Annotated in this window: 20 protein-coding genes; 17 read left to right on the plus strand and 3 right to left on the minus strand. The window is 73.8% G+C overall.

Annotation, left to right across the window (positions count from 1 at the left end):
- The first annotated feature begins 20 nt into the window (after positions 1 to 20).
- From Ae717Ps2_RS06815 to dapA, 12 genes are all read left to right on the plus strand, one after another.
- Positions 21 to 1,217 carry an MFS transporter gene (locus tag Ae717Ps2_RS06815; protein WP_075333144.1) on the plus strand — a complete coding sequence of 399 codons (1,197 nt, stop codon included), beginning with the start codon at positions 21 to 23 and terminating at the stop codon, positions 1,215 to 1,217.
- Positions 1,217 to 1,789 carry a hypothetical protein gene (locus tag Ae717Ps2_RS06820; protein WP_139318970.1) on the plus strand — a complete coding sequence of 191 codons (573 nt, stop codon included), beginning with the start codon at positions 1,217 to 1,219 and terminating at the stop codon, positions 1,787 to 1,789. The genes Ae717Ps2_RS06815 and Ae717Ps2_RS06820 overlap by 1 nt, the downstream gene beginning before the upstream one ends.
- 45 nt (positions 1,790 to 1,834) lie before the next feature.
- Positions 1,835 to 3,178: an acetamidase/formamidase family protein gene (locus Ae717Ps2_RS06825; RefSeq protein ID WP_051050458.1), complete on the plus strand. Its 1,344-nt coding sequence runs from the start codon at positions 1,835 to 1,837 to the stop codon at positions 3,176 to 3,178.
- Between the two features lie 55 nt (positions 3,179 to 3,233).
- Positions 3,234 to 5,870 carry a valine--tRNA ligase gene (locus tag Ae717Ps2_RS06830; RefSeq protein WP_075311293.1) on the plus strand — a complete coding sequence of 879 codons (2,637 nt, stop codon included), beginning with the start codon at positions 3,234 to 3,236 and terminating at the stop codon, positions 5,868 to 5,870.
- Between the two features lie 259 nt (positions 5,871 to 6,129).
- Positions 6,130 to 7,569 (plus strand): folylpolyglutamate synthase/dihydrofolate synthase family protein, encoded by a 1,440-nt coding sequence (locus Ae717Ps2_RS06835; RefSeq protein WP_369804869.1) that lies wholly within the window; start codon positions 6,130 to 6,132, stop codon positions 7,567 to 7,569.
- A complete protein-coding gene (locus tag Ae717Ps2_RS06840) occupies positions 7,566 to 7,976 on the plus strand; it encodes a DUF4233 domain-containing protein (protein WP_020627666.1) in 411 nt (136 codons plus the stop codon). The genes Ae717Ps2_RS06835 and Ae717Ps2_RS06840 overlap by 4 nt, the downstream gene beginning before the upstream one ends.
- 34 nt (positions 7,977 to 8,010) lie before the next feature.
- Positions 8,011 to 8,217, plus strand: coding sequence for a ribbon-helix-helix protein, CopG family (locus tag Ae717Ps2_RS06845; RefSeq protein ID WP_051050452.1), 207 nt, complete (start codon positions 8,011 to 8,013; stop codon positions 8,215 to 8,217).
- Complete coding sequence (locus tag Ae717Ps2_RS06850) at positions 8,214 to 8,606, plus strand: type II toxin-antitoxin system death-on-curing family toxin (RefSeq protein WP_075311297.1); 393 nt, start codon at positions 8,214 to 8,216, stop codon at positions 8,604 to 8,606. Before Ae717Ps2_RS06845 ends, Ae717Ps2_RS06850 begins: the two co-directional genes overlap by 4 nt.
- Before the next feature lie 45 nt (positions 8,607 to 8,651).
- Positions 8,652 to 9,062: a nucleoside-diphosphate kinase gene (gene ndk / locus Ae717Ps2_RS06855; RefSeq protein WP_043281923.1), complete on the plus strand. Its 411-nt coding sequence runs from the start codon at positions 8,652 to 8,654 to the stop codon at positions 9,060 to 9,062.
- Entirely contained in the window at positions 9,059 to 9,583 is a 525-nt protein-coding gene (locus Ae717Ps2_RS06860; protein WP_075333145.1) for an N-acetyltransferase, read from the plus strand. Before ndk ends, Ae717Ps2_RS06860 begins: the two co-directional genes overlap by 4 nt.
- Before the next feature lie 75 nt (positions 9,584 to 9,658).
- Entirely contained in the window at positions 9,659 to 10,435 is a 777-nt protein-coding gene (locus tag Ae717Ps2_RS06865) for a hypothetical protein (protein WP_075329676.1), read from the plus strand.
- 78 nt (positions 10,436 to 10,513) lie between these two features.
- A complete protein-coding gene (dapA, locus tag Ae717Ps2_RS06870; protein WP_020627660.1) occupies positions 10,514 to 11,392 on the plus strand; it encodes a 4-hydroxy-tetrahydrodipicolinate synthase in 879 nt (292 codons plus the stop codon).
- 70 nt (positions 11,393 to 11,462) lie between these two features.
- Here the strand turns inward: dapA and Ae717Ps2_RS06875 are convergent, their stop codons facing one another.
- Positions 11,463 to 12,263 (minus strand): MerR family transcriptional regulator, encoded by an 801-nt coding sequence (locus Ae717Ps2_RS06875; RefSeq protein WP_075311301.1) that lies wholly within the window; start codon positions 12,261 to 12,263, stop codon positions 11,463 to 11,465.
- A gap of 87 nt (positions 12,264 to 12,350) precedes the next feature.
- Here Ae717Ps2_RS06875 and Ae717Ps2_RS06880 point away from each other — a divergent pair, with 87 nt between their 5' ends.
- Positions 12,351 to 13,409: a ferredoxin reductase gene (locus tag Ae717Ps2_RS06880; protein ID WP_083695107.1), complete on the plus strand. Its 1,059-nt coding sequence runs from the start codon at positions 12,351 to 12,353 to the stop codon at positions 13,407 to 13,409.
- 43 nt (positions 13,410 to 13,452) lie between these two features.
- The gene (locus Ae717Ps2_RS06885) at positions 13,453 to 14,634 is read left to right on the plus strand and encodes an acyl-CoA desaturase (RefSeq protein ID WP_083702284.1); all 1,182 of its coding nucleotides are present in this window, start codon (positions 13,453 to 13,455) and stop codon (positions 14,632 to 14,634) included.
- A gap of 74 nt (positions 14,635 to 14,708) precedes the next feature.
- Here Ae717Ps2_RS06885 and Ae717Ps2_RS06890 read toward each other — a convergent pair whose 3' ends face one another.
- Positions 14,709 to 15,089 carry a nuclear transport factor 2 family protein gene (locus tag Ae717Ps2_RS06890; RefSeq protein ID WP_075333146.1) on the minus strand — a complete coding sequence of 127 codons (381 nt, stop codon included), beginning with the start codon at positions 15,087 to 15,089 and terminating at the stop codon, positions 14,709 to 14,711.
- Positions 15,090 to 15,278: 189 nt separating this feature from the next.
- Here Ae717Ps2_RS06890 and Ae717Ps2_RS06895 point away from each other — a divergent pair, with 189 nt between their 5' ends.
- Positions 15,279 to 16,037, plus strand: a complete 759-nt coding sequence (locus tag Ae717Ps2_RS06895; protein ID WP_075313031.1) for a helix-turn-helix domain-containing protein — start codon at positions 15,279 to 15,281, stop codon at positions 16,035 to 16,037.
- Between the two features lie 7 nt (positions 16,038 to 16,044).
- On the opposite strand, the gene Ae717Ps2_RS06900 is transcribed toward Ae717Ps2_RS06895, so the two are convergent.
- Positions 16,045 to 17,220 carry an acyl-CoA dehydrogenase gene (locus tag Ae717Ps2_RS06900; RefSeq protein ID WP_233147473.1) on the minus strand — a complete coding sequence of 392 codons (1,176 nt, stop codon included), beginning with the start codon at positions 17,218 to 17,220 and terminating at the stop codon, positions 16,045 to 16,047.
- Positions 17,221 to 17,406: 186 nt separating this feature from the next.
- On the opposite strand from Ae717Ps2_RS06900, the gene Ae717Ps2_RS06905 reads away from it, so the two are divergent.
- Together Ae717Ps2_RS06905 and Ae717Ps2_RS06910 are read left to right on the plus strand one after the other, a co-directional pair.
- Entirely contained in the window at positions 17,407 to 19,380 is a 1,974-nt protein-coding gene (locus Ae717Ps2_RS06905; RefSeq protein ID WP_020627653.1) for a TIGR03960 family B12-binding radical SAM protein, read from the plus strand.
- Entirely contained in the window at positions 19,373 to 19,921 is a 549-nt protein-coding gene (locus Ae717Ps2_RS06910) for a GNAT family N-acetyltransferase (protein WP_020627652.1), read from the plus strand. The genes Ae717Ps2_RS06905 and Ae717Ps2_RS06910 overlap by 8 nt, the downstream gene beginning before the upstream one ends.
- Positions 19,922 to 19,929: the final 8 nt, after the last annotated feature.

The following is a 19,929-nucleotide window of genomic DNA, read 5'->3' on the forward strand; positions in this document are numbered from 1 at the left end:
CACCGTGCTGGGGTGCGGACATGGCGAGCACGACGACCGCCGGTGTCCACCGCCGCCCCGTACCGCGGGTGGTCACGGTCCTCGCGCTCTGCGTGTTCGTCCTCGGGACCAGCGAGTTCGTCCTCACCGGCCTGCTGCCCGAGGTGGCCGCGGACCTCGGCGTCGACATCCCCGCGGCCGGGTACCTGATCTCCGGGTTCGCGGTCGGGATGGTCGTCGGGGCCCCGGCCGCGGCGGTGGCGACGCTGCGGCTGCCCCGGCGCACGACGCTCGTCGCGATGCTGCTCGCCGTGGCCGTGCTGCACGTCGTGGGGGCACTGTGCACCGGCTACCCCCTGCTCATGGCGGTCCGGGTGCTGACGGCGGTGGCCACCGGCGGGTTCTGGGCGGTCGCGGCGGTGGTGACCGTGTCCTCGGTCGGGCCGGGTGACCGCGCGCGGGCGCTGTCCCGGCTGCTGGCGGGGGTGACGGTGTCGAACGTCGTCGGCATCCCGCTGGGCACCGTGCTCGGTCAGCAGTTCGGCTGGCGCGCGACGTTCTGGGCGATCGCGTCGCTGGCCCTGCTCGGGGTGGCCGGGGTGGGGGCCCTGGTGTCGCGCAGCGGGGGCGGGGAGCCGCCGCGACGACTGTCCGCCGAGCTCGTCGCCTTCCGCAGGCTCCGGCTGTGGGTCGCGCTGGGCACGACCGCGCTCTACCAGGCGGGCATGATCGCGATGCTCGCCTACCTCGCGGCGCTGCTCGTGTTCGTGGCCGGGCTCGCCCCGGGGTGGGTGCCCGTCGTGCAGTTCGGCGCCGGGCTGGGCTCGATCGGGGGGATCCTGCTCGGGGGTCGCCTGGCCGACCGTCATCCGTGGCCGACGCTGTTCGGGGCGCTGTGCGGTGCCGCGACCCTGCTCGCACTGCTGGGGACCACGGCGACGCTGCCCGGAGCAGCACCGGCGATCGCGGTCGGGCTCGGGTTCGTCGCCTTCGTCGCGTCGGCCCCGCTGAACGCCCGGGTCTTCGCGCTGGCCGGGGCGGCGCCGACGCTGGCGAGCGCGACCAACACCTCGGCGTTCAACGTCGGCAACGCGCTCGGCCCGGCGCTGGGCGGGCTCGCCATCGCCGGGGGCCTCGGACTGACCGCCCCGCCGCTGGTCGGCGCGGTGTTGGTGGTCGGTGCGGTCGTCCTGGCCCTGGTCTCGGTGCGGCTGGACCGCCGCCACGGTGCGCCGTGATGCCGTCCGCGCCCGGGGCGGGCAGGCTCCGGGGTGTGGACGACGAGGCGTCGCGGTACCCGGCCGTCGGAACCCTGCTCGGCGGCCAGGTCGACGGCGTCACCTGCGGTCCGTCGGTGCTGGTCGTGACCGCGGCGCTGACCGGCTCGGGGTGGCCCGGCGCGGTGGCGGGCCGGTTCGCCGCCGCGCAGCGGACGGCGCACCGCCAGGCCAACCGGCTCTGGCCGCGTGCGCTGGGGACGACGCCGTGGGGGATGCGGGCGTGGCTGCGCCGGCACGCGCCCGCCGCCGGACCGTTCCGGATCCGCCCGGCGACCCGCGACGCGCTCGCCGCGGTGCCCGCCGCCGTCGGCCCGGTCCCGCTGCTGGTCGGGTCCCGGTGGCTGCCGCGGCACTGGGTTCTGGTCCTGGGCATCGACGACGACGGCCGGTGGCGCGTCTACGAGCCCGGCTCCGGCCGGGTGCGGGCCCTCGATCCGGGCCTGCTCCGCCGGGCGGACCCGACGGCCGTCGCGGCGGTGCTGGGATGGCCGCGGCCCTGGTGCCTGCTGCTGCCCACGGGTCGGGCGTAAACGCGCGGTGATCCGGACGTAACGGACGCGGGTGAGGGTGTGGACATGGCTCCCCCCGATCCCCGCCCGCTGCTCGCCGCACTCGGCCGGCGCGACTTCCTCCGTGCGGCCGCGGCCGTGACCGCTGCCGGGGGACTGGTCGGCTGCAGTGCCTCCGTGGCCCCCGCCCCGGTGGCCGCGACCCTGCCGGACGGGCCGCTGCAGCCCGGCGTGGGCGACATCCCCGGCGACCACTACCTCGGGTCCGACCCGGCGGACGTGCGCTGGGGCTACGTCCCGGCGATCGGGGCCGCCCCGGTGCTCACGATGCGGTCGGGGCAGACGGTCACCATCGACACCGTCTCCCACGAGGGCATCCTGGAGGACCAGGGCCGGGACCCGGTCGCCTGGTTCGGGCGCCACGGGGTCGCGGCCGACGGCGTGCTGTCCGACGCCGTCGCGGTCGCCAGGGACTACCGCCGCACCCCGCGCGACTTCGACGCCGACGGCCCGCACGTCATCACCGGCCCGGTGTTCGTCGAGGGCGCGCGCCCCGGCGACGTCCTCAAGGTCGAGACCCTGTCCGCGGTGCCCCGGGTGCCCTACGGCGTGGTCTCCAGCAGACACGGGAAGGGGGCGCTCGGCCGCACCGCGTCCGGCGCGCCGCCCGCCGGGATCACCCTCGACGAGGTGATGCCGCCACCGGCCGCCGACGGACGTGCGACCGGCGACCCCGCGCGCTACGGCAACGTCTCGGTCTTCACCGCCGTCCGCGACGGCGCGGACGGCCCGGAGGCCTACCTGCCCTTCGGCGAGGGCCAGGAGGTGTCGTTCGGGCTGCGCCCGTTCATGGGCACCATGGGGGTGGCCCACGCCGCGGCGGACGCCGAGAACGCCCCCGAGCTGAACTCGATCCCGCCGACCCTGGGCGGCGGCAACATCGACATCCGGCTGCTCGGCCCGGACTCGGCGTTCTACCTGCCGGTCCGCGCGGAGGGGGCGCTGTTCCACGTCGGCGACCCGCACCTCGCGATGGGCGACGGGGAGGTCGCGCTGACCGCGCTGGAGGGCTCACTGCGTGCCACGTTCCGGCTCACCGTCTGCCGGCCGGGGGAGGGCACGGCCCCCTCGGTGGCCTTCGGCTACCCGTTCGGCGAGACCCCGGACGCCTGGGTGCCCATCGGGCTCTCCGACCCGGACGGGAGCACCGGCGGCCAGGGGACCGACCTCGACGTCGCGATGCGCCGGGCCGTGGTCAACGCACTCGACTTCCTGCAGGACGACCGGGGCATGGACCGGGCGACGGCGTACGCCTACCTCTCCGCGGCCGCCGACTTCGCGGTCTCGCAGGTGGTGGACCGGACGGTCGGGGTGCACGGGGTCATCCCCAAGGCGCACTTCCGGTCCTGAGCGCGGCGGTCCGGGGGCCGGGAACCGGGTCGCCGTCGACTCGTAGACTTGACATGTGACCGAGACCCTGCCAGCGCGTACCGCCGACCTGCCCGCCAAGTGGACCCCGGGCGAGGTAGAGGGCGACATGTACCGCCGCTGGGTCGACGCCGGGTACTTCCGGGCCGACCCGTCGTCGGACGCCGACCCGTTCTGCATCGTCATCCCGCCGCCGAACGTCACCGGCAGCCTGCACCTGGGCCACGCGATGGACCACACGCTCATCGACGTCCTGACCCGGCGCGCCCGGATGCAGGGGCGCGACGCGCTGTGGCTGCCCGGCATGGACCACGCCGGGATCGCGACCCAGTCGGTCGTCGAGCGCCGGATGGCCGCCGCGGGGGAGCCGGACCGGCACGCGATCGGCCGTGCGGCGTTCGTCGAGAAGGTCTGGCAGTGGAAGGCCGAGTCCGGCGGCTCGATCCTCGGGCAGATGGAGCGCCTGGGCGACGGCGTCGACTGGTCCCGCGAGCGCTTCACCCTCGACGAGGGCCTGTCCCGCGCGGTCGCCACCGTCTTCAAGAAGATGTTCGACGACGGGCTGATCTACCGGGCCGAGCGCCTGGTCAACTGGTCCCCGGCGCTGCGCTCGGCGATCTCCGACATCGAGGTCGACCACATCGAGACCGAGGGCGAGCTCGTCTCGATGCGCTACGGCGACGGCGACGCTTCGGTCGTCGTCGCGACCACCCGGATCGAGACGATGCTGGGTGACACCGCGGTCGCCGTCCACCCCGACGACGAGCGCTACGCGCACCTGGTCGGCACCGAGATCGAGATGCCGATCACCGGGCGGATGATCCCGGTCGTCGCCGACGACTACGTCGACCCGGAGTTCGGCTCCGGAGCCGTCAAGATCACCCCGGCGCACGACCCGAACGACTTCGAGGTCGGCCGCCGCCACGACCTGCCGATGCCGACGATCATGGACGAGACCGGCACCATCGCCGGGACCGGCACCCGCTTCGACGGCATGGACCGGTTCGAGGCGCGCGCCGCGATCCGCGAGGAGCTGCGCGCGCAGGGGCGCATCGTCGCCGAGAAGCGGCCGTACCTGCACTCGGTCGGGCACTGCTCGCGCACCGGCGTCCCGATCGAGCCGCGGCTGAGCCTGCAGTGGTTCGTCAAGGTCGAGCCGCTCGCCCGCTCGGCGGGGGACGCCGTCCGCTCCGGCGAGACCGTCCTGCACCCGAAGGAGCAGGCCAAGCGGTACTTCGACTGGGTCGACAACATGCACGACTGGACGATCAGCCGGCAGCTGTGGTGGGGACACCGCATCCCGGTCTGGTACGGCCCGGCCGGCGAGGTCGTCTGCGTCGGGCCGGACGAGCAGCCGCCGTCCGGCGAGGGCTGGCGCCAGGACCCCGACGTCCTCGACACCTGGTTCTCCTCCGGGCTGTGGCCGTTCTCCACGCTCGGCTGGCCGGAGCAGACCCCGGACCTGGCGAAGTACTACCCGAACTCGGTCCTGGTCACCGGCTACGACATCCTGTTCTTCTGGGTCGTCCGGATGATGATGTTCGGCACCTACGTGATGGGGAAGGCCCCGTTCCGCGACGTCTACCTGCACGGGCTCATCCGCGACGAGCACGGCAAGAAGATGTCGAAGTCCAAGGGCAACGTCATCGACCCGCTCGCGCTGATCGACACCTACGGCGCGGACGCGCTGCGCTTCACCATCGCCCGCGGCTCCAACCCGGGCACCGACATGTCGCTGTCGGAGGAGTGGGTCGCCGGGTCCCGGAACTTCACGACCAAGCTCTGGAACATCACCCGGTTCGCCCTGTCCAAGGGGGCGGACCCGGCCCTGCCGCTGCCCGCCGAGGCCGACCGCACCGACGCCGACCGCTGGATCCTGGGCCGCCTGGCCGAGGTCCGCGCGCAGACCGACGAGCTGCTCGACGGCTACCAGTTCGCGAAGGCGACCGAGGGGCTCTACCACTTCGCGTGGGACGAGCTGGCCGACTGGTACGTCGAGCTGTGCAAGACCCAGCTCGACGACCCGGCCACCGAGCCGGGCACCCGGGCGATCCTCGGGCACGTCCTCGACGCGCTGCTGCGGATGCTGCACCCGATCGCGCCGTTCGTCACCGAGGCGCTGTGGACCGCGCTGACCGGCGGCGAGACCGTCGTGACCGCGGCCTGGCCGACGGCCGGGGACACCGGTGCGCCGGTCGACCCGGCCGCCACGGCCCGGGTCACCGACGCGCAGAAGGTCATCACCGAGGTCCGCCGGTTCCGCACCGAGCAGGGGCTGCCCGACCGCAAGGCCGTCGCCGCCCGCCTGACCGGTCTCGGCGACGCCGGGCTGGCCGCGCACGAGCGCGCGCTGCGGTTCCTCACCCGCCTCGACCCGGCCGGTGACGGCTTCTCCACCACCGCGAGCCTGGAGATCGCCACCTCGGGCGGCCCGGTCACCGTCGAGCTGGACACCTCGGGGGCGATCGACGTCGCCGCCGAGCGGGCCCGGCTCGGCCGCGACCTCGCCGCCGCGGAGAAGGAGCGTGACCAGGCGGACAAGAAGCTGGGCAACCCGAAGTTCACCGAGAAGGCGCCGGCCGAGGTCGTCGACGGGATCCGTGCCCGGCACGCGACCGCCGTCGCCGACATCGACCGCATCACCGCGCGGCTCGCCGCGCTCCCGGAGGCCTGATCCCGCCGTGGCGAGGGAGAACGACGACTACGGCCACGACCTCGGGAACGACTTCACCGAGGAGGACTCGCCGACCTACGGCGGGGACCGGTGGGCCGAGGGCGGCTTCGGCCGCGACACCGAGGACGACCGCGACCCGGACGGCGACACCGACCGGGCCGCCGACACCGACGACGCGAACGACGGGGACGAGGCCGACGACGGCGAGGACCGGTCGGACGCCGCCGCACGGGGCGCGGACGACGAGCGCGACGCCCCGGTGGACGCCCAGGAGGCGGTGATCGCGGCCGTCCTCGACGAGATCCGCGGCAGCGGGGACCCCGACGTCGTCCCGGCCCAGTCCACCGTCGCCGGCTACGCCGAGTTCCTCGCCGTCGACGCGGCGCTCGACCGGCGCTGGCCCGAGTCGGTGATGGAGCCGTCGCTGGACCGGATGCAGGCCCTGTGCGACGCCCTCGGTGACCCGCAGCGCGGCTACCCGATCGTGCATCTGACCGGCACCAACGGCAAGACCTCCACCTCCCGGATGGTCGACGCGCTGCTCACCGAGATCGGGCTGCGGACCGGGCGCTACACCAGCCCGCACCTGCAGCGCGCCACCGAGCGGATCAACCTCGACAACCGGCCGGTCACCCCCGAGCGCTACGTCGCCGCCTACCGCGAGGTGGAGCCGCTGGTCGAGCTCGTCGACGCCAAGCGCGGCGACGGGCCCGCGCTCAGCAAGTTCGAGGTGCTCACCGGGATGGCCTTCGCCGCCTTCTCCGACGCCCCGGTCGAGGCCGCGGTGATCGAGGTCGGGCTCGGCGGGCGCTGGGACGCCACCAACGTCGCCGACGCGCACGTCGCCGTCGTCCTGCCGGTGGGGCTCGACCACGCCGAGTACCTCGGCGACGACATCACCGACATCGCCCGCGAGAAGGCCGGGATCATCAAGGAGGGCTCGGTCGCCGTCCTCGCCGCCCAGGACCGGAAGGTCGCCGAGATCCTGCTGGAGCGCTGCGCCGAGGTCGGCGCGCAGGTCGCGCGGGAGGGCGCCGAGTTCGGCGTGGTCGAGCGGGAGATCGCCGTCGGCGGGCAGCGTCTGGAGCTGCAGGGTCTGTCCGGCCGCTACGACGAGATCTTCCTGCCGCTGCACGGTGAGCACCAGGCGTCGAACGCGGCGGTCGCGCTGGCCGCGGCCGAGGCGCTCGTCGGCGCCGGCACCGCGCAGCCCCTCGACCCCGACGCGGTCCGCGCCGCGTTCGCCTCCGTCCGCTCACCCGGGCGGCTCGAACCCGTCGAGGGCGGGCCGGACCGGCCGACCGTGCTGCTCGACGCCGCGCACAACCCCGCCGGGGCGCAGGCGCTGGCCGGCGCGCTCGGCACCGAGTTCCGCTTCACCCGGCTGGTCGGCGTGATCGGGGTGCTGGAGGGCAAGGACGCCCGCGGCATCCTGGAGGGCCTGCAGCCCGCGCTGCACGAGGTCGTCGTCACCACCAACTCCTCGCCGCGCGCGATGGACCCCGACGCGCTGGGCGCGCTCGCGGCCGAGGTGTTCGGCTCCGAGCGGGTCAGCGTCGAGCCGTCGCTGGCCGAGGCGCTCGAGCAGGCCCGGGAGATCGCCGAGGAGGCGGGCGGGTCGGGGGTCGGCGTCGTCGTCACCGGGTCGGTCGTCACCGTCGGCGAGGCGCGGGCACTGTTCGGGAAGGAGCCGGAGTGAGCGACGTCCCGGGCGTGCCCGAGGGTGTGCGGCCGCCGCCCACCGACCCGATGAAGGGCGCCCGCGGGGTGTTCGCCGCGACGCTGATCCTGGAGGCGATCGTCGTCCTCCTGGCGCTGCTGGTGCTCCCGCGCTTCGGCACCGGATCGACCGCGCTCGGCTTCGGTGTCGTGGCGGGCATCGCCGTCGCGATGATCCTGGCGTCGGGGGTGCAGCGACGGCCGTGGGGTCTCACCGCCGCGCTGGTGCTGCAGGCGGCCCTGCTCGTCGCGGCGCTGGTGTTCCTGCCGTCGCTGGTGGTGATCGCGGCGGTGTTCATCGTCGTCTGGGCGGTGCTGGTGTGGATGCGGCGCGAGGTGGCCCGGCGGATGGCGGCGGGGACGTTGCCGTCGCAGCAGCAGGACTGAGCCGCGGCGGTATCACATCCGGTATCGTCGGGACATGGCCATGACGTTGCGCCTGACCGACGCCGAGTCCGAGTCGCTGCGCGCTCGCGCGGAGGCCGAGGGGCGTTCCATGCAGGAGGTCGCCCGAGCGGCGGTCCGGGAGTACGTGGCCCGTCACGACCACGATGCCGAGGTCGACCGCGCGGCTGCCTGGGTCACCGACAACTTCCGAGAGGCCCTGGACCGGCTCGGCCGGGCGTGACCCGCTACCTGTCCCTGGCCGACGTGCTGCGCTTCGCCGCGGAGGCACTCGGGCAGGAGCCGGTGGTCCGCGACTTCGGGCTCCTGGAGTCGGCGCTCGCCCGGCCCGCGACCGTCCTGTTCGGCCAGGACGCGTACCCGACCCTGCACCTCAAGGCAGCGGCCCTGGTGCAGAGCATCTGCGGCATTCACGCCCTGGTGGACGGGAACAAGCGACTCGCATGGGCGTCCACCGCCGTGTTCCTGGTGCTGAACGGGTGCCCGCCGCGGCCCGACCAGGATGCCGTGTTCGACCTGGTGGTCGCGGTGTCGGAGGGCAGCCTGCGGGACCTGCCCGCGATCGCCGCCGCGCTGACGGAGCTCACCGGGAGCCAGGAGGCGGGCGAGTGACGGTGGGTGACGGACCCCGGTCGGGTCGTCGCTACCCTGTCGCACGTGACTGAACGCACTCTCGTCCTGGTCAAGCCCGACGGCGTCGCGCGCAAGCTCGTCGGCGAGGTCGTCTCGCGCATCGAGCGCAAGGGCCTCGATCTGGTCGCCCTCGACCTGCGCACGGTGGACCGTGAGCTGGCCGCCCAGCACTACGCCGAGCACGACGGCAAGCCCTTCTTCGAGGAGCTGCTGTCGTTCATCACCTCCGGCCCGGTCCTGGCCGCGGTCGTCGAGGGCCCCCGCGCCATCGCCGCCTGGCGGCAGATCGCCGGCGGCACCGACCCGGTGGAGAAGGCCACCCCCGGCAGCATCCGTGGCGACCTCGCCCTGGAGACCGGTTCCAACCTCGTGCACGGCTCGGACTCCCCGGAGTCGGCCGACCGGGAGATCAAGCTCTGGTTCCCGAACCTGTGACCGCAGGCGTCCCGGCCGTCCGCCGGGTCGTCGAGCCCCACCCCGGCGCCGCCGCCGCGCTCGGTGATCTCTGGATCGCCGTGACCGAGGCCGGCGGCGCCGTGGACTTCGTGCCCGGCGCCGACCCGGACGAGATCCGCGCACTGGCGGTGCAGACCATCGACGCCGTCCGCTCCGGCGCCTCCCGGATGTTAGTACTGGGGGAGGAGACCGCCCCGATGGGCACGGTCCTCCTGGTCCCGAACACCGGCATCGCCGCGCACCGCGCCGACGTGCAACGCCTCATGGTCCGCCCGGACCTGCAGGGACGTGGTCTCGGCACGGTCCTGCTCGGAGCGGCCGTCGCCCACGCCCGTGGGACGGGCCTGGCGATGCTGACCCTCGGCGCCCGCGGCGGCACCCCGCTGCCCGCGTTCTACGCCGCACGCGGCTTCGTCGAGTACGGCAGGCTGCCGAACGGGGTGCGGCTCTCCCCGGAGGACGCGCGCGACGTGCACCTGTTCTTCCTCCCGCTCGCCTGACCCGGCCCGCGGGAGTGATCGATTCCCCCCGACAGCCGGATGGCAGAGGCCCCCGCCGCGGTCCACCATGTGGGCATGACCGTGCTGACCCCCCGCCCGACGACCGCGGATCTGGTCCGTGGGGTGGTCGTGGCGGTCCTGGCGATCCTGCAGGTGCTCGTGTCGGCGTTCGGGGGGTCGGCGATCGGCGCCGTCGCGCGCGACTACGACACCCCGCTGCTGGCCGCGGGCTGGGCGTTCGCCATCTGGGGCCCGATCTACCTGGGCGTGCTGGTCTACGCCGGCTACGCCCTGCTGCCCGGCCAGCGCGGCCGCGAGGTGCACCGCCGCATCGGCTGGTGGGTCGCGGCGACCGCGGTGCTCAACCCGCTGTGGATCGCGGCCTTCTCGAACCGGTGGGTGGTCACCGCCGAGGTGCTGCTGGTCCTGCTCGTCCTCGCGCTCGCCGTCGTGTACGGACGACTGTCCCGCAGCGTCGCCGACGGGTGGCCGGAACGGTTGGCGACACGGCTGCCGCTGGCGATCTACCTCGGCTGGTCCTCGGCCGCGCTCGTGCTGGGCCTGATGGCGGCCGGCGTCGCGGTCGGGCTGCCGTCGGACGGGGTGCTCCCGCAGGTCGCGGCGATCCTGCTGCTGGTGATCCTCACCGCGGTCGCGCTGTCGGTCGTCGGCTCCACCACCGGGTTCGCCGGCTTCGCCGGGGCGCTGTGCTGGGCGCTGCTCGGCATCGTGGCAGGCGACCGGCCGATCGCCGTGACCGTCGTGGCGGCGGTCGCCGCGGGGGTGATCGCGGTGCAGGCGGTGCGCCGGATCACGCGATCGGTCCAGCCCGCCCGGCTCGCCCTGGGCTGAGAGGAAAGCCGCACCGGGTCACCGGTCCCGCTTGCTACCGTCGCACCGGCAGGAGCAGCGGTACCAGGGAGGCCCGTCTTGATCACCGGAAGCATCGTCGCGATCGTGACCCCGATGCACGACAGCGGCGAGGTCGACCACACGGCCCTCGGCGAGCTCGTCGAGCGGCAGATCGACGCGGGCACCGCCGCGATCGTCTCGGTCGGCACGACCGGTGAGTCGTCGACGCTGTCGGTGCTCGAACACACCGAGGTCATGCGGCGCACCATCGAGGTCGCGAACGGCCGCGTCCCGGTCATCGCCGGCACCGGCGCGAACTCCACCGACGAGGCCATCCACCTGACCCGCGCCGCGCGGGCGGCGGGCGCCGACGGGGCGCTGCTCGTGACGCCGTACTACAACAAGCCTCCGCAGGAGGGTCTCTACCAGCACTTCAAGCGGATCGCCGAGACCGTCGACATCCCGCAGTACCTCTACAACGTCCCGGGCCGCACGGCCTGCGACATGCTGCCGTCGACGGTGGCCCGGCTCGCGGAGATCCCGAACATCGTCGGCCTCAAGGAGGCCAAGGGCGACCTGGACCGGGTCCGTGAGCTCGTCGCGCTGGGCCTGGACGACTTCGCGCTGTACTCCGGCGACGACGGCACCGCCCGCGCGTCGATGCTCGCCGGGTTCCACGGCGACATCTCGGTCACCGCGAACGTCGCCCCGGAGACGATGGCCCGCATGTGCAAGGCCGCCGTCGCCGGCGACGCCGAGACCGCCTCCGCGCTCGACGCCGACCTCGCGGGTCTGCACGCGGCGCTGTTCTCCGAGCCGAACCCCATCCCGGTGAAGTGGGCGCTGACCGAGCTGGGGCTCATCCCCGGCGGGATCCGGCTGCCGCTGGTGCCGCTGGACGAGTGGCACCACGAGGACGTCCGCGCCGCGCTGCGGGCCGCGGGCCTGCTGTCCTGAGCTCCGGGCGCCCCGGGGCGCTCCGGGGCGCTGTGTGCGCTCCGCGGTTGCCGACCGGTGCCGCCGGTCCTCAGGAGTCGCCCGACCCGCCGGTGTCCTCGGACGTCGCCGTCGTCGGCCCCGCGCTGGTGGTCTTCACGTTGCGCACGATGTCGCGGCCGAAGGTGACGTCGACCCGCTCGGCCACGGCCAGCTCCAGCACGGCGATCATCACCTCGCCGGAGATGCGGCGCATCCGCTCGATCGTCTCGTAGACGCGCGGCCACTGGTCGTCCGGGCGGCCCTCGGCGTCGAAGGGCTGCCAGATCTCGCCGAGGAACAGGTCGACGTAGAGCTTCGCGACGGCGTCGGCGTGCTTGCGCAGCTGCTCCACGACGTCGAGCGAGCGGGTGATCGGGATGCCGAGCCCGGTCAGCTCGGCCGCGGCGTTCATCAGCCGCGGGCTGATCTCCTCGTAGGTGTCGTCGCCCAGCTCGCGCAGCAGGCCCATCTTGACCCCGCGCTTGGCGACGGCGACGTCGGTGCTCTGGTACCGCTCGGCGAGCTCGGCGAGCTGCACGATCTGCCGGTCCTCGGGCGCGAACAGCGCACGCACGGTCCGGATGAACTGCACCACCTGCTCGGTGGAGCCGCCGGTGGTGTCGAGCAGCTTCTTGATCGTGTCGAGCTTGACGCCCTCGTCCTGCAGGTCCTGGATCAGCTCCAGACGTGCCGCGTGCCCGGGGCCGTAGTAGCCCGTGCGGGCCTTGACCTGCGGCGGAGGCAGCAGCCCCCGGGACTGGTAGGCACGGATGTTGCGCACCGTGACACCGCTGGACCGCGCCAGCTCGTCGATGGTGCGCCAGTCCGCCGTCTCCGGGTCCTCGACCATGACACGGAGATTAACAGCCGAGCATGTGACACGGGAATCAGAGGGGGGCGATTGCTATGTGACATCAGATGGTGCAGAGTTCATGTCATGTTCCGATCCGCTCCTGGCACGACCTCGCGGGGCCGGGGCCTGCTGGCCGCCGCGAGCGCTCTCACGACTCCGCTGCTGCCCGAGGACTTCCTGACCCTGGTCGACCCGCTCTGGTCGACGACGTCGCTGCGCGGCCGGGTCGTCGCCCGTCGCCGCGAGACCGGGCGGGCGGTCTCGGTGACCATCGAACCCGGGTGGGCCTGGGCCGGGCACCGCGCCGGCCAGTACGTCGGCATCGGCGTCGACGTCGACGGCGTCCGGTTCACCCGGAGCTACTCGCTCACCTCCCCGGAGGGCGCCGAGCACCTCACGGTGACCGTGCAGGAGGTCGACGGCGGCGCCGTGTCGCCCACCCTGGTCCGCGACCTGCCGATCGGCACGATCGTCGAGCTGGAGCAGGCCGCCGGCGAGTTCACCCTGCCCGACCCGCTCCCGGAGAAGCTGCTGTTCGTCACCGCGGGCAGCGGCATCACGCCGGTGATGGGCATGCTCCGCACGCTCGACCGCGCCGGGACGATGCCCGACGTGGTGCTGGTGCACGGTGCCCGCACGCCGGAGGACACGATCTTCCGCGCCGAGCTCGCCGGACTGGCCGCGCGGCACCCGTCGCTGCGGGTCGTGCTGCGCCACAGCGCCGTCTCCGGGCGGCTCGACCCCGCGACGATCGACACCGTCGTCGCCGACCGGGCGGACCGCACCGTCTACGCCTGCGGCCCCGACGGCCTGCTCGACGCCCTGGAGGGCGCCTGGGACGGCATCGTGGCCGAGCGCTTCACCCCGCCGGCCCGCGCCACCGAGGGCACCGGCGGCACCGTCGACCTCGGCGGCGGCGACGTCGTCGTCGAGCCGGGGCAGAGCCTCCTCGAAGCCGGTGAGGCGGCCGGGAAGCTCATGCCCAGCGGCTGCCGGATGGGCATCTGCTTCGGGTGCGTGCTGCCGCTGCGCGAGGGCAAGGTACGCGACCTGCGCACCGGCGAGGCGCACGGCGAGCCCGGCGACCTCGTCCAGACCTGCATCAACTCCGCGTGCGGGCCCGCCCGCATCGACCTTCCCTGATCCTTCCGCCCTTGATCTTCCGCTCCGACCGAAGGAGGTCCTCATGACCGCCGTCCTGGAGAACCCCGCGCACCTCGAGCCCGGCCCGGAGGAGACCGGCCGCGAGCAGCACCCGCAGCGCCCGGTGCTGGAGCTCGTGCCCTCCTCGCGTCGCGAGGACGTGCAGGCCACGACCGAGCTGACCGCCGAGCAGATCGAGGAGCTCGGCCGCCGGCTCGACGCCATCCGCGACCGTGTCCTCGCCGAGCGCGGCGCGTCCGACGCCGAGTACATCCGCGGCGTCATCCGCAAGCAGCGGGCGCTGGAGATCGGCGGCCGCGCGCTGCTGTTCGCCGGGGTCCTGCCGCCGGCCTGGATCGCCGGTACCGCCATGCTCTCGATCGCCAAGATCCTCGAGAACATGGAGATCGGGCACAACGTCATGCACGGCCAGTGGGACTGGATGCGTGACCCGAAGATCCACTCGTCGACCTGGGAGTGGGACAACGTCTCGTCCTCGGCGGAGTGGAAGCACTCGCACAACTACATGCACCACACCTACACCAACGTCGTCGGCAAGGACCGCGACGTGGGCTACGGGATCCTGCGCCTGTCCGAGGAGCAGCGGTGGACGCCGTACTACCTCGGGAACCCGCTCTACAACTTCCTGCTCAGCCTGTTCTTCGAGTACGGCGTCGCGCTGCACGACATCGAGGTCGAGAAGGTCGTGGCGGGGCAGAAGCCGCTGAGCCGGGTGTGGGAGCAGGTCAAGTCGATCGGCCGCAAGACCGGGCGCCAGATCCTGAAGGACTACGTCGCGTTCCCCGCGCTGGCCGGGCCGTTCTTCCTGCCGGTGCTCGCGGGCAACGTGACCGCGAACCTGGTGCGCAACGTGTGGTCGCACGCGGTGATCTTCTGCGGGCACTTCCCGACCGGGGCGGTGCAGTTCACCGAGGAGCAGCTCGAGGACGAGAGCCGCGGCGAGTGGTACGTCCGTCAGCTGCTGGGCTCGGCCAACCTCGACGGCGGCCGGTTCTTCCACCTGATGACCGGGCAGCTGAGCTTCCAGATCGAGCACCACCTGTTCCCCGACCTGCCCAGCAACCGCTACGCCGAGATCGCCCCCGAGGTACGGGAGCTGTGCCGGGAGTACGGGCTGGAGTACACGACCGGGCCGCTGTGGAAGCAGTACATGCAGGTGCTCGGCACGATCAACCGACTGGCCCTGCCGAACGGCAAGCGCTGACCGCGGCCGCGCTGCTCGTCCCGCGGCGGCGGACCGGATCCCGGCCCGCCGCCGTCGTGGGCGCAGGGCGGGCCCTACAGGTCCGGGACGACGTCGAGGAAGCCGTGCACCTGCGCGATCCGGCCGTCGCCGTTGGTCACGACGACGTCGAACCCGACCACCGGGGGCTCGGCACCCGAGGCGAAGACCTCCGGCGGCGCCGCCTGCCAGCGGAACCGCGCGTGGTCGTGGTGCGCGTCGACCTCGCCGTCCAGCCGGAACTCGAACCCGGCCAGCTTCTCCCGGGCCGCGCCCAGGAACCCGGCGACGCCGTCGTGCCCGGTGACGTCGGCGAGCGGGTCGGTGTAGCGGACGTCGGTGGTGAACAGCTCGGCGACGCGGGCCTTCCGCGCCGCCGGGTCGGCCTCGTTGAACGTCGCGACGTAGCGCTCGGCGAGGGTGGTGAAGTCGGTCATCCCTACCTCCTGGGTGGTGTGGTCCGGTCGGCACCGAGCCTGCTGCCGCCGGCGCCGCGGCGCGATGACCTGCGGGGTAATCGGATCCACCTACCCCGCAGGTAGTCGTCGCGGCGTCCGGGCCGGGCTAGCGTCGGGCCGGTGAGCGACACCGACGCGCGCCCCGCCCGCACCGCCGGACCGGGGGAGATGCTGCGGTTCTGGCGGGGCCGCCGCCGGCGCAGTCAGCTCGACCTGGCACTGGCGGCGGGGGTCTCGGCGCGGCACCTCAGCTTCGTCGAGACCGGGCGTTCGGGCGCGAGCCGGGAGCTGCTGGGCGCACTCGCCGAGGCGTTGGAGATCCCGCTGCGGGAGCGGAACGCGCTGCTGCTGGCCGCCGGCTACGCGCCCGCCTACGCCGAGCGGTCGCTCGACGACCCGGATCTCGCGCCCGTGCGGGACGCGCTGGCGCGGCTCGTCGCCGGGCACGATCCGTACCCGGCCCTCGTCGTGGACCGGTGGGGCGACGTCCGGCTCGCCAACGCCGCGGCCTCGGCGCTGCTCACCGGCCTCGACCCGGCGGTGCTCGGGCCGCCGCCGAACGTGCACCGGGTCTGCCTGCACCCCGCCGGGCTCGCGCCGCGCATCCGCAACCTGGCCCAGTGGCGGGAGCACCTGCTGCACCGGCTCGAACGGCAGGTGCGGATGACCGCGGACCGGCGGCTCGTCGCGCTGCTCGCCGAGTGCCGGGGCTACCCCGGACCGGGGGAGACCGCGCTGCCGTCGCCGGGCTCGGACGTGCTGCTGCCGCTGGTCCTCGACACCGACGACGGCACGTTGACGTTCCACTCGGTGATCTCGACCTTCGGCGCACCGCACGACGTCACCCTCGCCGAGCTGGCGTTGGAGACCTTCCTGCCCGCGGACGACGCGACGCGCGCCGCCCTCACCCGCCGCGCCGGCCGCTGAGCCCCGCTCAGCCCGCGACACCCGAGGACAGCGACAGCACCGGCACCGTCCCGTTCAGCACCGAGTCCCCGATCACCTGCTGCTTGTAGACGATCGGGTTGTGCACCGCGAGGGTGCGGGCGTTGCGCCAGTGCCGGTCCAGCGCCCGGTCGACGTCGACCGTGGAGGCGCCACCCACCTCGAACAGCTCCGAGGTCGCGTCCAGGACCAGCTGGGGCACGGTCGACTGGGCCCGGTACACGTCGAGCTCGGCCGTCGGGCCGTGTCCGGGATCGGTGAGCGCCCGCTCCAGCGAGGCCGCCGCGGCGTCGACCACGGCGGCGACGGTGAACGCGGCTGCGTCGACCCTGCCGACGACCTGCTGCACCAGCGGGTCGTCCTTGGGCAGGTCGGCGTTGCCGTAGGGCCAGTTGCGGCGCCGGTCGCGCACGTAGCCGGCGGCGTCGTCGGCGGCGCGCCGGGCGATCCCGGCCAGTGCCGCGAGCTGGACGAGCTGCAGGAACGCCTGCCGGACCGGCTGGTGCACGTCGGTCGGCGCGGGCCGCACCTGGACCGGGTCGACCTCCACCGCGATGAACCGGGTGGTGCCGCTGGCCGTGAGCTTCTGCCCGAAGCCGCGCCAGTCGTCGACCCGCTCGACACCCGGGGCGGTCGTCTCGACCAGCACGGTCACCCGCTCGCCGTTCTCGTCGAGGGCGACGACGTCGACCAGGTCGGCGTAGAGGGTCCCGGTGCAGTAGAACTTCTCGCCGTCGAGCAGGAGCCTGTCCCCGTCGCGGCGGAGCACCGTGGTGGCGGAGTTGCGCACCACCCCGCCGCGCTCGGAGATGGCGTTGCCGACCAGCCGTCCGGCCGCGATCTGCTCCACCCGCCCGCGCAGCACCGGGTCGTCCGCGGCGCCTGCCGACCACAGCTCGGTGAACAGGAGGTGGGTCCGCAGAGCCTGCGGGATGTTCGAGTCCGCCGCACCCAGCTCGACGAGCAGCCCGAACAGCTGGCGCAGCGAGGCGCCCGCGCCGCCGGCCTCCACCGGCAGCCGGACGGCGCCGAACCCGGCGTCGCGCAGGGCGGCGATCTCCGCCACGGGCAGGCGCCGGTTCAGCTCGCGTTCGACCGCACCGGCGGCGATCCGGTCGAACAGCGGGCGGAACCGGGCGTGCAGCTCGGCGTCGGTCACGGACACGGGGGTCTCCTGGGAGCTCGGGGACGACACACGTGGGGAACAGGGTCGGGAGGCGAGCGTAGGTCTCCCGCCCCGTGGGCCGCCGTGACCCGCGCCTCAGCCGGTGTGCGGGCGGCCGACGGTCCGTGTCCGGTCGGACACGACCCGCCGGTTCGCCCCGAACGGAGGTGGCTACCCTGGTGCAGCGTGGCACCCACCTCCGTCTTCCCCGCCCTGGAGCCGATCCTGCCCCGCGTCGCCAAGCCGGTGCAGTACGTCGGCGGTGAGGGGAACTCGCAGGTCAAGCCGTGGGACTCCGCGGCCGTCCGCTGGGCACTGCTCTATCCGGACGCCTACGAGGTCGGCCTGCCCAACCAGGGCGTCCAGATCCTGTACGAGGTCCTCAACGAGCGCGCCGACGCGCTGGCCGAGCGCTGCTACGCGGTCTGGCCCGATCTCGAGGCCCTGATGCGCGAGTCGGGGGTGCCGTCGTTCACCGTCGACGCCCACCACGCGGTCGGTGACTTCGACGTCCTCGGCGTCTCCTTCTCCACCGAGCTCGGCTACACCAACCTGCTCACCACGCTCGACCTGGCGGCGATCCCGCTGCACGCCCGCGACCGCGACGAGACCCACCCGGTCGTCGTCGCCGGCGGGCACGCGGCGTTCAACCCGGAGCCGGTCGCGGACTTCGTCGACGTCGCCGCGCTCGGTGACGGCGAGGAGGTCGTCGGCGACATCACCGACGTCGTGCGCGACTGGAAGGCGCAGGGACGCCCGGGTGGGCGCCGGGAGCTGCTGCTGCGGCTGTCGTCGACGCCGGGCTGCTACGTGCCCTCCCTCTACGACGTGACCTACGCCGAGGACGGCCACATCGCCGCGGTCACCCCGGTCGACGAGCGGGTCCCCGCCACCGTCCAGAAGCGCACCACCATCGAGCTCGACGAGTGGCCGTACCCGAAGAAGCCGCTGGTCCCGCTGGCCGAGACCGTCCACGAGCGGGCCAGCGTCGAGATCTTCCGCGGCTGCACCCGCGGCTGCCGGTTCTGCCAGGCGGGGATGATCACCCGCCCGGTGCGGGAGCGGTCGCTGCAGGGCGTCGGGGAGATGGTCGACGCCGCCGTGCGGGCCTCGGGCTTCGACGAGGTCGGTCTGCTGTCGCTGTCGAGCGCCGACCACTCCGAGATCGCCGAGATCACCAAGGGCCTCGCCGACCGCTACGAGGGCACCAACACCTCGCTGTCGCTGCCGAGCACCCGGGTCGACGCGTTCAACATCGACCTGGCCAACGAGATCTCCCGCAACGGCCGCCGCTCCGGGCTGACCTTCGCCCCCGAGGGCGGCTCCGAGCGGATCCGCCGCGTGATCAACAAGATGGTCTCCGAGGACGACCTGATCCGCACCTGCGCCGAGGCGTTCTCCCAGGGCTGGCGGCAGGTGAAGCTGTACTTCATGTGCGGGCTGCCCACCGAGACCGACGAGGACGTCCTGGAGATCGCGGGCATGGCGCACCGCGTGATCAAGGCGGGCCGCGAGGCGTCCGGGCGCAACGACGTCCGCTGCACCATCTCCATCGGCGGGTTCGTGCCCAAGCCGCACACCCCGTTCCAGTGGGCCGCCCAGTGCGCCCCGGAGGTCGTCGACGCCCGGCTGCGCAAGCTGCGCGAGGCCGTCAACTCCGACCGGCGGATCGGGCGCAACATCGGCATGCGCTACCACGACGGCGAGCCATCGCTGATCGAGGGACTGCTCGCCCGCGGCGACCGCCGGGTCGGCGCCGTCATCGAGAAGGTCTGGCGCGACGGCGGCCGGTTCGACGGCTGGTCCGAGCACTTCTCCTACCGCCGCTGGGTCGACTCCGCCGCCGAGGCGCTGGAGCCGCAGGGTGTGTCGCTGGACTGGTACACCGTCCGCGAGCGCGGGGCCGACGAGATCCTGCCCTGGGACCACCTCGACTCCGGCCTGGAGCGGGACTGGCTGTGGGAGGACTGGCAGGACGCGCTGGCCGGCCGCGAGCAGGACGACTGTCGGTGGACGCCGTGCTTCGACTGCGGCGTGTGCCCGTCCACCGGGACCGACATCGAGGTCGGCCCCAGCGGGACCACCCTGCTGCCGCTGACCGTGGTCAACCCGACGGCCTCGGCCGCGGGGTCGCTCGGGGACGCACGCCCGGGTGACTGAGAACGGCTTGTCCTCGATCCCGGACCCGGCCCTCGCCGGCGCCGACGGGTCGTCCTGGGAGTACGGCGGCAGACGCCTGCGGGTCCGGGTCGCCGACGAGCGCGACGTCGCCGCGCTCGGCAGGCTGCGTCGGCTCTGGCTGGAGGAGCGCGCCGGGCGGCCGGTCGAGGACCCCTCGTTCGCCGAGTCCTTCGCCGCCTGGTGGCGGGTCGAGCAGCCGCGGCGCGCGTTCTGGGTGGCCGAGGCGGGCAGCGACCGTGCCGGCTGGACACCGGTCGGGTCGATCAACGTGCTGGAGACCGTCCAGATGCCCCGCCCCGGGGCCCGCGGCACGCGCAGCGGGCAGGTCGGCAACGCCTTCGTCCTGGCCGCGTTCACCGAGGCCGGCGTGCCGCGGGCGCTGCTCGCCGCGGTCGTCGCCCACGCCAGGGCCCGTGGGTACCGGCGGCTGATGCTGGCCCCGACCGCGGGCAGCGCCGCGTTCTACCGACGTGCCGGGTTCCGGCCGGCCGGTGACACCCTGCTGGTCCTGGGCGACTGAGGGGGCCG

Origin of the sequence: Pseudonocardia sp. Ae717_Ps2 (genome assembly GCF_001932475.1) — a bacterium.
Classification (GTDB): domain Bacteria; phylum Actinomycetota; class Actinomycetes; order Mycobacteriales; family Pseudonocardiaceae; genus Pseudonocardia.

Excerpts from the sequence above, each read along its gene's own strand:
- Ae717Ps2_RS06815 (WP_075333144.1), top strand. The coding sequence starts at position 21 with ATGGCGAGCACGACGACCGCCGGTGTCCACCGCCGCCCCGTACCGCGG.
- Ae717Ps2_RS06820 (WP_139318970.1), top strand. The coding sequence starts at position 1,217 with ATGCCGTCCGCGCCCGGGGCGGGCAGGCTCCGGGGTGTGGACGACGAG.
- Ae717Ps2_RS06825 (WP_051050458.1), top strand. The coding sequence starts at position 1,835 with ATGGCTCCCCCCGATCCCCGCCCGCTGCTCGCCGCACTCGGCCGGCGC.
- Ae717Ps2_RS06845 (WP_051050452.1), top strand. The coding sequence starts at position 8,011 with ATGGCCATGACGTTGCGCCTGACCGACGCCGAGTCCGAGTCGCTGCGC.
- Ae717Ps2_RS06865 (WP_075329676.1), top strand. The coding sequence starts at position 9,659 with ATGACCGTGCTGACCCCCCGCCCGACGACCGCGGATCTGGTCCGTGGG.
- Ae717Ps2_RS06875 (WP_075311301.1), bottom strand. The coding sequence starts at position 12,263 with ATGGTCGAGGACCCGGAGACGGCGGACTGGCGCACCATCGACGAGCTG.
- Ae717Ps2_RS06880 (WP_083695107.1), top strand. The coding sequence starts at position 12,351 with ATGTTCCGATCCGCTCCTGGCACGACCTCGCGGGGCCGGGGCCTGCTG.
- Ae717Ps2_RS06885 (WP_083702284.1), top strand. The coding sequence starts at position 13,453 with ATGACCGCCGTCCTGGAGAACCCCGCGCACCTCGAGCCCGGCCCGGAG.
- Ae717Ps2_RS06890 (WP_075333146.1), bottom strand. The coding sequence starts at position 15,089 with ATGACCGACTTCACCACCCTCGCCGAGCGCTACGTCGCGACGTTCAAC.
- Ae717Ps2_RS06895 (WP_075313031.1), top strand. The coding sequence starts at position 15,279 with ATGCTGCGGTTCTGGCGGGGCCGCCGCCGGCGCAGTCAGCTCGACCTG.